Annotated in this window: 13 protein-coding genes; 9 read left to right on the top strand and 4 right to left on the bottom strand. The window is 61.3% G+C overall.

Going from position 1 to position 12,491, the window contains the following annotated elements; genetic code table 11:
* Positions 1-10: 10 nt before the first annotated feature.
* Positions 11-1,150, top strand: a complete 1,140-nt coding sequence (locus tag FBY01_RS28110; RefSeq protein ID WP_145310426.1) for an SRPBCC family protein — start codon at positions 11-13, stop codon at positions 1,148-1,150.
* Positions 1,147-2,238, top strand: coding sequence for an SMP-30/gluconolactonase/LRE family protein (locus tag FBY01_RS28105; RefSeq protein ID WP_145310424.1), 1,092 nt, complete (start codon positions 1,147-1,149; stop codon positions 2,236-2,238). The genes FBY01_RS28110 and FBY01_RS28105 overlap by 4 nt, the downstream gene beginning before the upstream one ends.
* Positions 2,239-2,345: 107 nt before the next feature.
* Here FBY01_RS28105 and FBY01_RS28100 read toward each other — a convergent pair whose 3' ends face one another.
* Positions 2,346-2,588, bottom strand: a complete 243-nt coding sequence (locus tag FBY01_RS28100) for a hypothetical protein (protein WP_010460953.1) — start codon at positions 2,586-2,588, stop codon at positions 2,346-2,348.
* 111 nt (positions 2,589-2,699) lie between these two features.
* Positions 2,700-2,942: a hypothetical protein gene (locus FBY01_RS28095; protein WP_010460955.1), complete on the bottom strand. Its 243-nt coding sequence runs from the start codon at positions 2,940-2,942 to the stop codon at positions 2,700-2,702.
* 218 nt (positions 2,943-3,160) lie between these two features.
* Here FBY01_RS28095 and FBY01_RS28090 point away from each other — a divergent pair, with 218 nt between their 5' ends.
* Positions 3,161-3,682 carry a DUF4142 domain-containing protein gene (locus FBY01_RS28090; RefSeq protein ID WP_145310422.1) on the top strand — a complete coding sequence of 174 codons (522 nt, stop codon included), beginning with the start codon at positions 3,161-3,163 and terminating at the stop codon, positions 3,680-3,682.
* Positions 3,683-3,736: 54 nt separating this feature from the next.
* On the opposite strand, the gene FBY01_RS28085 is transcribed toward FBY01_RS28090, so the two are convergent.
* Entirely contained in the window at positions 3,737-4,009 is a 273-nt protein-coding gene (locus FBY01_RS28085) for a hypothetical protein (RefSeq protein ID WP_083376566.1), read from the bottom strand.
* A gap of 281 nt (positions 4,010-4,290) precedes the next feature.
* Between FBY01_RS28085 and FBY01_RS28080 the strand changes: the two genes are divergently transcribed.
* From FBY01_RS28080 to FBY01_RS28055, 6 genes are read left to right on the top strand one after another with little or no spacing between them, the layout of a single operon-like run.
* On the top strand, positions 4,291-5,142 hold the full coding sequence (locus FBY01_RS28080) for an STAS domain-containing protein (RefSeq protein WP_010460961.1): 852 nt from the start codon (positions 4,291-4,293) through the stop codon (positions 5,140-5,142).
* Positions 5,143-5,146: 4 nt separating this feature from the next.
* The gene (locus tag FBY01_RS28075; protein ID WP_077749680.1) at positions 5,147-5,509 is read left to right on the top strand and encodes an STAS domain-containing protein; all 363 of its coding nucleotides are present in this window, start codon (positions 5,147-5,149) and stop codon (positions 5,507-5,509) included.
* Positions 5,506-5,910: an anti-sigma regulatory factor gene (locus FBY01_RS28070; protein ID WP_010460966.1), complete on the top strand. Its 405-nt coding sequence runs from the start codon at positions 5,506-5,508 to the stop codon at positions 5,908-5,910. Before FBY01_RS28075 ends, FBY01_RS28070 begins: the two co-directional genes overlap by 4 nt.
* Positions 5,907-6,917 (top strand): ATP-binding protein, encoded by a 1,011-nt coding sequence (locus tag FBY01_RS28065; protein WP_077749701.1) that lies wholly within the window; start codon positions 5,907-5,909, stop codon positions 6,915-6,917. The genes FBY01_RS28070 and FBY01_RS28065 overlap by 4 nt, the downstream gene beginning before the upstream one ends.
* Positions 6,910-7,785, top strand: coding sequence for a sensor histidine kinase KdpD (locus tag FBY01_RS28060; protein WP_010460969.1), 876 nt, complete (start codon positions 6,910-6,912; stop codon positions 7,783-7,785). The genes FBY01_RS28065 and FBY01_RS28060 overlap by 8 nt, the downstream gene beginning before the upstream one ends.
* Positions 7,775-9,718 carry a response regulator gene (locus tag FBY01_RS28055; protein WP_145310419.1) on the top strand — a complete coding sequence of 648 codons (1,944 nt, stop codon included), beginning with the start codon at positions 7,775-7,777 and terminating at the stop codon, positions 9,716-9,718. The genes FBY01_RS28060 and FBY01_RS28055 overlap by 11 nt, the downstream gene beginning before the upstream one ends.
* Before the next feature lie 76 nt (positions 9,719-9,794).
* On the opposite strand, the gene FBY01_RS28050 is transcribed toward FBY01_RS28055, so the two are convergent.
* The gene (locus FBY01_RS28050) at positions 9,795-12,422 is read right to left on the bottom strand and encodes an excinuclease ABC subunit UvrA (RefSeq protein ID WP_145310417.1); all 2,628 of its coding nucleotides are present in this window, start codon (positions 12,420-12,422) and stop codon (positions 9,795-9,797) included.
* Positions 12,423-12,491: the final 69 nt, after the last annotated feature.

The raw sequence follows: 12,491 nt of genomic DNA, 5'->3' as shown, positions 1-12,491 counted from the left end.
GGTGAACGCAGTGAGGCAAACCACCCAGGCATTCCGCGACCGCTATCGCGCTGACATCCATCCGCGCTACAACCCCTGGCTGCACGGGGCCTTTGTGCTGCTGTTCGGCGTGCTGGCCATCGGAGGGTTCTGGAGCACTGTGCATCAGGTCCGGCCGCTGGAATGGCTGACAGTGCCGTTGACGCTGTTGTTCTTCAACTTCGGCGTGTACCTGGTGCATCGGCACTTGGGGCATCACAAAAAGAACTTCGCGCGGATGTTCTACGCCCGCCATGCCGGCGACCATCACAGTTTTTTCGCCCCCGGCCACATGACCTACGATACTGCCCGGGACTGGCGGGTGATTCTGTTTCCAGCCTGGCTGATCGTGATCCACACCGTGGTCTTCACCCTGCCCGCCTGGTGGCTGTTCAAGCAGGTCAATGCCAACGTCGCCGGATTGTTTGGTGGCTGTCTGGTCCTCGGGTACCTGATGTACGAGGTGTTCCATGCCTGCGAGCATTTACCGCCGGACAACCCGGTCACGCGCCTGCCGTGGATCCGCCAGATGCGCCGCCTGCATGAACTGCATCACCGCCGCGAGCTGATGCAGGAACGCAATTTCAATATCGTTTTCCCGCTGATGGACTACCTGTTCGGCACCCTGTACTGGGAGCCGGTGCCTGCCCCCCTGACGAGTACGACCATGACCCGCATGCAGCACCAGATCGCTATCGCTGGAACTCCGATTGACGTGCTCGCCTATGCCAGCACCGTCACCCGTTGGCCGGAGTGGCATCCTTCGTCCCTGAAGGTCGAGGGCCAGGGTGGGCCGCTGCATGCCGGCCTGCGGTTCGAGGAGGACATCAGTGCCGGCGGGCGCGCGGGGCACTTGAGTTGGGAAGTCAACGAATACCTGCCAGGACGCCGCTGGAGTGCCTGGGCGCGCGGTGATCACGGGTTGTCGCTGGTCGTGACCTACGAATGCGAGGCGCAGGGCCAAGGCACACGTTTTGTACGGACCCTGGAGTATCAATTCTCGGGCCTGGCGATGCGCATCACTAATCGATTGCTGCTCAAGCGACGTATCGAGCGTGAGTCCGCAGCATCGATGCTGGCGTTGCGTGACATGGCGCAGAAAAACCTGAATCCGGCAGGAGTCAGCGTGTGAGAAGCGCCTTCAGGTTTCGCCATCTGTTGTCGCTGCTGATCATTGTCCTGGGGGCTTTTCTATTGTTGTTCCCGACCAAGGTTCGGCCGGTGGCCTGGACACCGCCGCCGGCGCCTTCCCTGACCAGCGGGGTGTATGCCGACAATCAGCGGCTCAAAGGGGTGGAGCGTGTCGGCCCGGCGGACATCGAAGGGCCCGAGGCGCTCCTGCTGGAAGATAACGCGCTCATCACCGGGCTGCACGACGGCCGGCTGATTCGCACCAGCCTCGACGGCAAGGACACCAAAGTGCTGGCCGATACCGGCGGCCGGCCTCTGGGCCTGGCGCGGCACCCTAACGGGTTGCTGGTCATCGCTGACGGCGTGAAGGGTTTGCTGTCCCTGGATGCCCAGGGCCGGTTGATCCCGCTGACCACCTCGGCCGGCGGCGTGCCTTTCGGGTTTACCGATGACGTGGCCATCGATAAATCCGGGCACTACGCCTATTTCAGCGACGCTTCCAGCCGCTGGGGCTACGGCAAGGATGGCGAGGCAATCATCGAGCACGGGGGCGACGGCCGTTTGTTGCGTTACGACTTCCAGACCGGCAAGACCACGGTGTTGCTGGACACGCTGGAGTTTGCCAACGGCGTGACGCTGGGCCCGGACGACAGCTTTGTGCTGGTCAACGAAACCGGCGCTTACCGCATCATCCGCTTCTGGTTGAGCGGGCCGAATGCCGGAACCCACGATGTATTTATCGACAATCTACCGGGGTTGCCGGACAACCTCGCGTTCAATGGCCACGACCGTTTCTGGGTGGCGCTCTACGCACCCCGTAATGCGCTGCTCGACGCCACGGCGCAGCACCCGTTCGTGCGCAAAATGATTGTTCGGGCATTGACGGTACTGCCCAAACCCGTGGAAAAGCGCGCCTTTGCGCTGGGTCTGGACCTGGACGGCAAGGTGATTGCCAACCTGCAGGATGCGAGCACCGGTAATTACTCGCCGATCACGACAGTGCGCGAGTATGGGGACTGGTTGTACCTGGGTTCATTGAAGGCAAAAAACATGGCGCGCCTGCCCCTGAACACCGCGCTCCAGAAATAACGCACACCAAAAATGTGGGAGCGGGCCTGCTCGCGCGGGCAGTCTGCCATTCAATAGTGATATTGACTGGCAGGCTCGCTCCTACAGGGGGTATGTGGTGGTTTTGGCTAGCGGGGATCTATCTCGTTATCGCGCACGGCATTGTCCGTCTCTTCAAGCACCCGCTCAGGGTCCATCGCGGTGGAGTCGTCTTCATCCAGCGGGCGCACGCCTTCGTTGTTCGGCAATTCGTCGATGCCCGGCTCGTCTTCGGGATTGACCGTCGTGCGGCCGGGGCTTAGTGGTTCGGGATGAGTCGGGATCGGGTCGTACCCGCCCTGCTCTTCACTTGGAAATCTGGGCTCGTTCATAAGGCACCTCGCAAGGAGTCGAAAAGGTCGGACTCTGATCTTTCGAGGTGCCGGTCTTGATCACCGTTCCAATTTTTCATTCACCGGTTGTCGGTGGGTGGACAAGGCGTGTCAGGACGGCGATTGGAGCCGGTCAACGATCTTTTGCTTAACCTGCACGCGCGTCTCCTTGAGCTTCTTCAGTGCGTCATCGCTGGGCGCATCCGATTTTGCGGTTTCAGCCTTTACTACCTCGGCGTCCGCTTGCGAATACTTGTTGATCAGTGAATCCAGTAACGGATCCTTGGAGCGTTTTTGCTGGATATCTTCCTTTGAAAGTTTCAGGTCCTGATAAAGGTCGTGTGGCACCGGCATGGAACACCTCCGTTTGTTGATCGGCAGCAAACGCGATCGATTGCGTTCGCCAACTATCAGAATGGCCTCGGTTGGCCAGTTCTGTCGACCGCCTATCAGACCAGCGGTGTCCGTTCGTCGTCCAGGCGCAAACCCGATAAAACCTTTAGAGCAGCGCCTGCCTCCATTGAATAACGATCACCTCGATCGCTAACCCGAACCTGTGTGGAGAATGACCAATGGACGGATTCACCCTGCGCCATCTCGCCCTGGCCGTCGCCTTGAGCACCAGCATGGGCACAGCTTTTGCTGCCACTTCCAATGACTTTGTCGACAACGCGGCCGCAGGTGGCATTGCGGAAATCGAGACCAGCCGACTGGCGCTGGAAAAAAGCTCATCGGCCGACATCAAGAAATTCGCCAACATGATGATCACCGATCATTCCAAGGCTAACGATGAACTGGCGGCCCTGGCGAAAAAGAATGACATCGAGGTCCCGGACGAGACGACGCTGGTCAAACAGGCCAAGGAAAAAATCCTCGAGATGCGGGACGAGTCCTTCGACGCGGCCTACGCCAATAACCAAGTGAAGGCCCACGAAGACACGATCAAGCTGTTCGAAAAACAGGCCAACACGGTGACGGACGACAAGGTCAAAGGCGCCACCGATTTGAAAGGCTTCGCGCAAAAAATGCTGCCGGCATTGAAAAAACACCTGGATATGGCGAAAGAGCTCCAGGCCGCCCACCCCAGCAAATAACCGGTAAAAAGAAGGCCGCATCGATGGATGCGGCCTTTTTGCATACTGCCGGCACTAGCCGCCATCGGTATCGATGTCGGCATCCGTGTCATCGCCGGGTTTCGGCCGGTCGGGATTCGGTTTGAAGCCGGGGCTGAACTCGTTGTCATTGTCGGTATGGCGGTTCTTCTGATCCACCGCTGCGTCAGCGCTTTCTGAGTCGGAGGATTGGCTCTGACGCTGACCGCCTGGCGCACCCTCATCCGGCTTCTGCGGGTCAATCGCCGGGTCATTGCGGTCGACCGGCATCCCCGATTGATCCTGTTGTTGTGTCGATTCGTCTTTCATACACACCTCGCTCGTGACGGCCAGCCCACGATTCAAACAGCCGGGGGCTTAAAGGTTCGAAGCCACCCCGGGACAGGGGTTCAATCCAATGGACAGGCAACGTCAGGCTCAAGGTCAAAAAATCGCCGTCTGCGACAGCGCCGACTAGAGTTACCGGGCAAATGCCGGCTAGGACGAAAAATTCTTGTCGGGACGAACAACTATTTCAGACGGCAAATGTCACTGATTCGGGTCGATCGTTTTTGGGGAATCGGCCCGCCATCTTTCAGGAGCACAAGGACATGGCAGCAATGCAGATCAACACACTCGACGCGATGAAAAACAACCACACGTATTTGCTTGGGGAATGGATCAAGAGCCTGGAAGCCGGTGGTGCCAATCGTAATGTCAAAGACCACGATCTCAAGCAGCAAACCTCGGATTTCCTGCAACTGGTGACCGCGGGCCTGGAAAACGGCAACGGTCCCAACATCGCCGCGCCGGGTTGGGATGAGGCTCGTCAGTTCCTCGAAAAACTCTCCCACAGCCGCGCCCTGCTCGGCCAGGATTCGCACCAGACCGCCAGTTTCATTTTTTCACTGAAAGGTCCGCTGTTTTCCCTGCTGCAGTCTCACTACAAAGAAAATCCGGGGGTACTGGCCGAACAGCTCTGGCAAGTGTCCGAGCTGCTCGACGCGCTGGGCATGCACACCATCCGTACCTTCCAGAAATCCCGCGAAGCAGTGATCAAGCGTCAGCAGGAAGAACTGCTGGAACTCTCCACCCCGGTGGTCAAGCTCTGGGATGGCGTCCTTGCCTTGCCGATGATCGGCACCCTGGACTCGCAACGCACCCAGGTGGTCATGGAATCGCTGCTGCAACGCATCGTCGATACCGGCTCGGAGATCGCCATCATCGACATCACCGGTGTGCCGACCGTTGACACCCTGGTGGCTCAGCACCTGCTCAAAACCGTGACCGCAATTCGCCTGATGGGCGCCGATTGCATCATCAGCGGCGTGCGTCCGCAGATCGCACAGACCATCGTTCACCTGGGGCTGGACCTGCAAGGCGTGGTCACCAAGGCCAACCTGGCCGATGCCCTGAAACTGGCCCTGACCCGTCTGGGAATCACCGTCAGCAAGACGGTTTAAGACGATGGAGCGCATTCCGATTTTGCAGATGGGCGACTTCCTGCTGGTGACCATTCAGGTCGACATGCATGACCAGCTTGCCCTCACGCTCCAGGACGATCTCTCTGAACGCATCAGCAAGACTTCCGCTCGCGGCGTGTTGATCGACATCTCGGCGCTGGACATGGTCGACTCGTTCATCGGTCGAATGATCGGCACCATCTCCGGCCTGTCGAAAATCATGGATGCCCAGACCGTGCTGGTCGGCATGCAGCCTGCGGTCGCGATCACGCTGGTAGAGCTCGGGCTGACCTTGCCCGGCGTCAGCACCGCGCTGAACGTCGAGCGCGGGATGAAACTGCTCCAGGAACGAGTACGCGAGCAATGACCCTGCGCAGCAGCGGCACTCAGCCCATTCAAATCGAGCAGGACGTGGTCCTGGCCCGGCAGACGGCGCGCAAGCTGGCCACCGAGTGCGGCATGCGCCTGATCGACCTGACCAAACTGGTGACCGCCGTCAGCGAGCTGGCGCGCAACACCATGGTCTATGGCGGCGGTGGCGACATGGACTGGCAGATCCTCGACGAAAACTCGCGGGTCGGCCTGCGCCTGACGTTTCGAGATGAAGGCCCGGGCATCCCGGACATCAAACTGGCAATGACCGACGGCTGGACTTCCGGCAGCGGCCTGGGCCTTGGCCTGACAGGCGCGAAACGGCTGGTGGATGAGTTCGAACTGGACACCGTACCCGGACAGGGCACTCGCATCACGATCACCCGATGGACATGAACATCGGGGGGTCGCTGACCCAAGTGCTGTTGATCGAGGACAGCAGCCAGATCGGCCATGCCCGGCGCACGGCGCAGAAGCTCGCCGAAGACAACGGTTTCGACGCGACGGATGCCGGACGCGTGGCACTGGTGGCCACTGAATTGGCCAGCAACGTGCTCAAGCATGCGGCCAGGGGCGAATTGCACCTGCGCATCCTGCCGGGCAGCAGCGCCAACGGCATCGAGATACTCGCAGTGGACCGTGCCCAAGGCTTTGACCTGCAGGCGTGCATGACGGACGGGTTTTCCACGGGCGGTACGCAGGGCATCGGCCTGGGGGCAGTGTCGCGCCAGGCGGAAGTCTTCGATGTTCATACCGACTCGCGCGGCACCGTGTTATTGGCCCGGTTATACCCACGCGCCAGCAAGGCCGCCGACTTGCGCATCGGCATCAGCCAGCACTCGCTGCACAACGACCCGGCGTGCGGCGATGTCTGGCACCTGGCGTTCGACGGGGCGAACCTCAGCGCGTTGGTGATCGACGGCCTGGGTCATGGCGAAGAAGCCGAACGCGCCGCCCGCGCCGGTGAAAAAGCTTTCGCCCTGGCCCCTTTTGCCTCGCCGGTGTACCTGCTCGAAGACATTCACCAGGCCATGACAGGCACCCGCGGCGGTGCGCTGGCGATTGCGCAGTTCGACGGTCACCTCGGTACGCTGAGATTCACCGGTATCGGCAATATCGGCGGCAGCCTGATCAGTGCGGACAAGTCCCGTGGCCTGGCGTCCCATCCGGGAATCGTCGGCGGGCAATACCGCAAAGCCCAACCCTTTGACTACGCTCATGTGAACGGACATCTATTGATCATGTACAGCGACGGCCTGCAATCCCGTTGGAACCTCCACGATTACCCCGGCCTGGTGTACCGCCATCCCGCCGTGATCGCCGCGGTCCTGCATCGCGACTTCTGTCGCGGCCGGGACGATGTAACGGTACTGGTCGTTGCACTGGAGGCTGCCCATGGCTGAATCGCCCCTGCTGCCGATCGAAGAACAATCGGCATTGATCGAGCGCTTGCAAAGTGAAGCCACGGCGCTGCGCGAAGAGCTCGACGAAACCAATCAGGGCGTGCTCGCGCTCTACGCCGAACTCGACAACCAGGCCGAAGAACTGCGTCAGGCGTCGGACCTCAAGAGCCGCTTCCTGTCCTACATGAGTCACGAGTTTCGCACGCCCCTGGGCTCGATCCTGAGCATCGCCAGCCTGCTGACCGATGAACTCGACGGCCCGCTCAGCCCCGAGCAGCACAAGCAGGTCGCATTCGTCAGCACGGCCGCGCGGGAACTGAGCGACATGGTCGACGACTTGCTCGACCTGGCGAAAATCGAGGCCGGGCGCATCACCATCTCGCCCGCCTGGTTCGACATGTTCGACCTGTTTGCCGCCCTGCGCGGCATGTTTCGCCCGATCGTCAATGCATCCGCCGTGGACCTGATCTTTGAAGAACCGGTTGGCCTGCCGCGCCTGTACACCGATGACAAGAAGCTCGCGCAGATCCTGCGCAACTTTATTTCCAACTCGCTGAAGTTCACCACACGCGGTGAAGTGCGGGTCTCGGCCTCGCTCGAAGGCTCCAGCCACGTGCGCTTTGCCGTCACGGATACAGGAATAGGTATCGCTACCGAGCTACATGGCGCATTGTTCGAGGACTTTTCCCAAGTCGATTCGCCCTTGCAGAAACGCTTGCGCGGTACTGGTCTGGGCTTGTCTTTGTGCAAACGCTTCGCCGCGCTGCTGGGAGGCGACGTCGGGGTAGAAAGCACGCCCGGGGTCGGCTCGACCTTTTTCGTGATCATCCCGCTGGCCATCGCCATGGAGCCCGCCGATGAAACGTGACATCCGCCTGTTGATCGTCGATGACAACGTCGCGACCCGCTATGCCCTGCGTCGACGCCTGGAACGCCACGGTTACCTCGTGCTCGAAGCCGGGACCGGCGGCGACGGCCTGGCGCTGATCGACAGTGAATTGATCGACGCGCTGATCCTGGATGTCAACCTGCCGGACATGAGTGGCTTCGATATCGTGCGCAAGCTGCGTTCGGAGCCGGCCACGGCGCTGTTGCCGGTGATTCACGTGTCGGCGGCGTCGATCCAGACCGGCGACATCATCACTGGCCTGGACGCCGGGGCCGATGCCTACCTGATCCATCCCGTGGACCCGGACGTATTGCTGGCCACCCTGCGCACCCTGCTGCGGGTGCGTGAAACGGAAAACGCCCTGCGAGAAAGCGAGGCGCGTTTTCGGGAGATTTTCGTCAACGTCTCGGCCCCCATCGCGGTGCTCGACGCGCAATTCAAAGTCCACGAATGCAATCACGCCTTCGCCCGACTGATTCAGGACAATCGCGATCCACAGAGCTTGCGTGAATGCTTCGCCGAGCAACAGGAGTCGATCCTCGATGAATTGCGGGTGCGCCTGACGGCGGGTGAACGCTGGAAAGGCACGCTGAATATGCGAATCGATGGGGAGCTGCGGGAAACCGAGTGGCAGATTTCGCCGTATCGCACCCCTGAACTGAGCCTGGTATTCGTCGAAGATGTCACCGAGCATCGCCATCGCGAGCGCTCGCACCTGGCCCGTCTCGACGATGCCACCTCGCAACTGGAACACGAGATCGCCGCACGCGTGCGCACCGAGAGCCAGTTGCTGCAAGTGCAGAAAATGGACGCACTGGGCAAGCTGACGGGCGGCATCGCCCATGACTTCAACAACCTGCTGACCGGCATCATCACCAGCCTGGAACTGATCCAGAAACGGGTGGCCGATTCGCGTACCGAGAAGGTCCAGTTCTATGCCGAAGCGGCGCTGAACTCGGCCATGAGCGCCGCCTCGCTGACCCATCGTTTGTTGGCGTTCGCGCGCCAGCAACCGCTCAATACGCGTCCGGTGGACATCAACGAACACATCCGTTCCCTCGAAGAATTGCTGGTGCGCACCATCGGCGAACACATTGCGCTGAAACTCGAACTGACCTCCAAGGCCGCGATTGCCCTGGTCGACCCGATCCAGCTGGAAAGTGCAGTGCTCAACCTGGTGATCAACGCCCGCGACGCCCTTCCCCAAGGCGGAAATATCTGGGTCAGCACCTATGCGGCGTATTCCCACGGCGACCTGAAACTGGCGGACGGGGCATATGTCGCCTTGTCAGTGCGCGATGACGGGACGGGCATCGAACACAGTGTGATCGACAAGGTGTTCGACCCGTTTTTTACCACCAAGCCACTGGGCCAGGGCACCGGGTTGGGGTTGTCGAGCATTTACGGGTTCGCCCGGCAATCGGGGGGCGATGCGCACATCCGCAGCGTGGCCCGTCGCGGCACCGAAGTCACGATCATGTTGCCCGCCAGCGCCGACCCGACCACCACGGAAGCGGAACCGGCGACCGTCGATCAACAGGGCGCGGGCGAGCATGTGCTGATTGTCGAAGACATGCCGTCGGTGCGCATGTTCGTTGCCGAAGTGTTGGTGGATGCCGGGTATCGCTGCACGCAGGTGGGCGATATCGAAGGCGCCCTTGAACGCCTGCAGAACGACCCCTCGATTGATCTGATGCTGACGGATGTGGGACTGCCGCGCATGAACGGCCGGGAACTGGCCGATGTCGCCCGAGGATGGCGTGAAGGCTTGCCGATCCTGTTCATGACCGGCTACGCGGAGAACGCGATCAATCGCCAGGTATTCCTCGGCGATGGCATGGAGATGCTGATCAAGCCGTTTCAGATCAATGAGCTGTTGGACAAAGTCCGACGCACGCTCGATTGCGCCTGACTCCGATCCTGTAGGAGCGAGGCTCGCCCGCGAAGAACGATAACCGGATTTTGATCGTTCCCACGCGTGGGAACGATCATAGGACCCGGGCCAGGAACGGCGCAGTCCTGCTCTTCTTGCTCCTGGCGACTTTCTGCGGCGTGCCGGCAACGACAATCTTGCCGCCCTCATCCCCCGCCCCCGGCCCGATATCAATCACCCAGTCACTCTGCGCCACCACGCGCATTTCATGCTCCACCACAATCACCGTGTGCCCCGCCGCGACCAGCGTATTCAACTGTTCGAGCAGCCGGTCAACGTCCCTTGGATGCAAGCCGGTGGTGGGTTCGTCGAGCACATACAACGTCGCCCCGCGCTGGTTGCGTTGCAGCTCGGTGGCCAGTTTGATGCGCTGGGCTTCGCCACCCGAGAGTTCCGTGGCTGGCTGGCCGAGGCGCAGATAGCCCAGGCCGATGTCGCGTAGCACTTCCAGCGAACGGCGAATGCCCGGTTGCTCGGCGAACACCTCGACCGCTTCGTCCACGGTCAATTGCAAGACCTGGGCAATGCTCAGACCTTGCCAGACAATCGCGAGCGTCTCGGGGTTGTAGCGAGCGCCATGGCACGTCGGACACGGTGCATAGACGCTGGGCATGAACAGCAACTCAACGCTGACAAACCCCTCGCCTTCGCACGTCGGGCAACGGCCTTTGGCGACGTTGAACGAGAACTGCCCGGCGTCGTAGCCCTCGGCCTGCGCCTGGGGAGTGGCGGCGTACAGTTTGCGCACGTTGTCGAACAGCCCGGTGTAGGTCGCCAGGTTCGAGCGCGGCGTGCGGCCGATGGGTTTCTGATCGACCTGCACCAGGCGCTTGATCGATTCCAGCCCCGCCGTGACCTGACCGCCGCTGACTTGTGGCGCATCGTCCTCAAGGCTCAACTCTTCAGGTTCGCTGGCGCTGGTCGCGCGCCCCAGATGCGCACCCACCAACTCGAGCAAGGCCTGACTGACCAGGCTCGATTTGCCGGAACCGGAAACGCCGGTCACCGAGGTAAAACACCCCAAGGGAAACTCGACGCCGAGGTCGTTCAGGTTATTGCGCGTGATGCCTTCCAGGCGCAGCCAATCGGTCGGCTTGCGGCTGGTTCTGGCTTCGGTGACTTGCTCGGCGAACAGGTAGGCGCGGGTCTGGGAATCTTTGATTTCGGCCAGCCCCTGTGGCGGTCCGCTGTAGAGGATCCGACCGCCATGCTCACCCGCCGCCGGGCCGACATCGATCAGCCAGTCCGCACGGCGCATGGTTTCCAGGTCGTGTTCAACCACAAATAACGTATTGCCAGCCGCCTTCAAGCGTTGCAGCGCTTCGAACAGCGCTTCCCCATCGGCCGGATGCAGACCAGCCGACGGCTCATCCAGTACGTAGATCACGCCGAACAACTGCGAACCCAATTGCGTGGCCAGGCGCAGCCGTTGCAACTCGCCGGACGACAGTGTCGGCGTGCTGCGCTCCAGCGCCAGATAACCAAGACCCAGATCGGTCAACGTGCTGACCCGTTCCAGTAAATCCTGGGCGATGCGTTGCGCGGCCAGGCGTTTCTCCACCGACAAGTTAGGCGTATGCCGCACATCCGGCGCGTTGGCATGGCCGCTGGCGCCGTGGGCCACGCGCTGTTCACGGGCCTCGCGGGTCTGACGGTGAGTCAACACCTCGCCCGCCTCATCGGCCTGTTCAAGGTAGCTGTGGGCCGCCACCGGTTTCAGCACCTCGGCCACTTGCAGCAACGGCATCTGCGACAGCTCGCCGATGTCATAGCCGGCAAAGGTCACCGACAACGCCTCGCGCTTGAGCCGTTTACCGTCGCACAACGGGCAAGGACTGCCGAGCATGAATTGCGCAACACGCTTCTTCATCAACGCACTTTGCGAGTGGCTGAACGTGTGCAGGATGTAGCGTCGGGCGCCGGTGAAGGTGCCCTGGTAGCTGGGCTCCATTTTGCGTTTGAGCGCCACTTTGGTTTCTTCCGGGGTGAGCCCGGCATACACCGGAACAGTCGGTGTTTCCTCGGTGAAGAGGATCCAGTCACGCTGCTTTTTCGGCAGATCGCGCCAGGGTTTGTCGACGTCGTAGCCCATCGTCACCAGGATGTCGCGCAGGTTCTGCCCTTGCCACGCCGTGGGCCAGGACGCCACCGCCCGTTGGCGGATGGTCAGGCTCGGGTCCGGGACCATCAAGGCTTCGGTGACTTCATACACCCGGCCCAGGCCATGACATTCGGCGCAGGCGCCTTGAGGCGTGTTGGGCGAGAAGTCCTCGGCATACAGCATCGGCTGCCCCGACGGATAACTCCCGGCCCGGGAGTACAGCATGCGGATCAGGCTCGACAGCGTCGTCACGCTGCCCACCGAAGACCGCGTACTCGGCGTGCCGCGCTGCTGTTGCAGGGCCACGGCCGGGGGCAGGCCTTCGATGGAATCCACGTCCGGCACACCGACCTGATCGATCAGCCGCCGCGCGTAGGGCGCCACGGATTCGAAATAGCGGCGCTGCGCTTCAGCGTACAGCGTGGAAAACGCCAGCGACGACTTGCCCGACCCCGAGACGCCGGTGAACACCACCAGGGCATCCCGTGGAATGTCGACGTCAATGTTCTTGAGGTTGTGTTCCCGGGCACCGCGTACCCTGACCATGCCGGAAGGAGGATTGGAGGTACGCGTTGAAGTCATCGTGAGCCCTTATTGGATAGCAGAAAAAACACAAAATCCTGTGGGAGCGAGCGTGCTCCCGCCTGATCA

Origin of the sequence: Pseudomonas sp. SJZ077 (genome assembly GCF_007993905.1) — a bacterium.
Lineage (GTDB): Bacteria > Pseudomonadota > Gammaproteobacteria > Pseudomonadales > Pseudomonadaceae > Aquipseudomonas > Aquipseudomonas mandelii.
This window is presented reverse-complemented; position numbering and strand designations above follow the sequence as displayed.

Bases quoted from the DNA above. Each gene is read 5' to 3' on its own strand.
- FBY01_RS28100 (WP_010460953.1), bottom strand. From the start codon at position 2,588: ATGAACGAGCCCAGATTTCCAAGTGAAGAGCAGGGCGGGTACGACCCG.
- FBY01_RS28095 (WP_010460955.1), bottom strand. From the start codon at position 2,942: ATGCCGGTGCCACACGACCTTTATCAGGACCTGAAACTTTCAAAGGAA.
- FBY01_RS28090 (WP_145310422.1), top strand. From the start codon at position 3,161: ATGGACGGATTCACCCTGCGCCATCTCGCCCTGGCCGTCGCCTTGAGC.
- FBY01_RS28085 (WP_083376566.1), bottom strand. From the start codon at position 4,009: ATGAAAGACGAATCGACACAACAACAGGATCAATCGGGGATGCCGGTC.
- FBY01_RS28080 (WP_010460961.1), top strand. From the start codon at position 4,291: ATGGCAGCAATGCAGATCAACACACTCGACGCGATGAAAAACAACCAC.
- FBY01_RS28075 (WP_077749680.1), top strand. From the start codon at position 5,147: ATGGAGCGCATTCCGATTTTGCAGATGGGCGACTTCCTGCTGGTGACC.
- FBY01_RS28070 (WP_010460966.1), top strand. From the start codon at position 5,506: ATGACCCTGCGCAGCAGCGGCACTCAGCCCATTCAAATCGAGCAGGAC.
- FBY01_RS28065 (WP_077749701.1), top strand. From the start codon at position 5,907: ATGAACATCGGGGGGTCGCTGACCCAAGTGCTGTTGATCGAGGACAGC.
- FBY01_RS28060 (WP_010460969.1), top strand. From the start codon at position 6,910: ATGGCTGAATCGCCCCTGCTGCCGATCGAAGAACAATCGGCATTGATC.
- FBY01_RS28055 (WP_145310419.1), top strand. From the start codon at position 7,775: ATGAAACGTGACATCCGCCTGTTGATCGTCGATGACAACGTCGCGACC.
- FBY01_RS28050 (WP_145310417.1), bottom strand. From the start codon at position 12,422: ATGACTTCAACGCGTACCTCCAATCCTCCTTCCGGCATGGTCAGGGTA.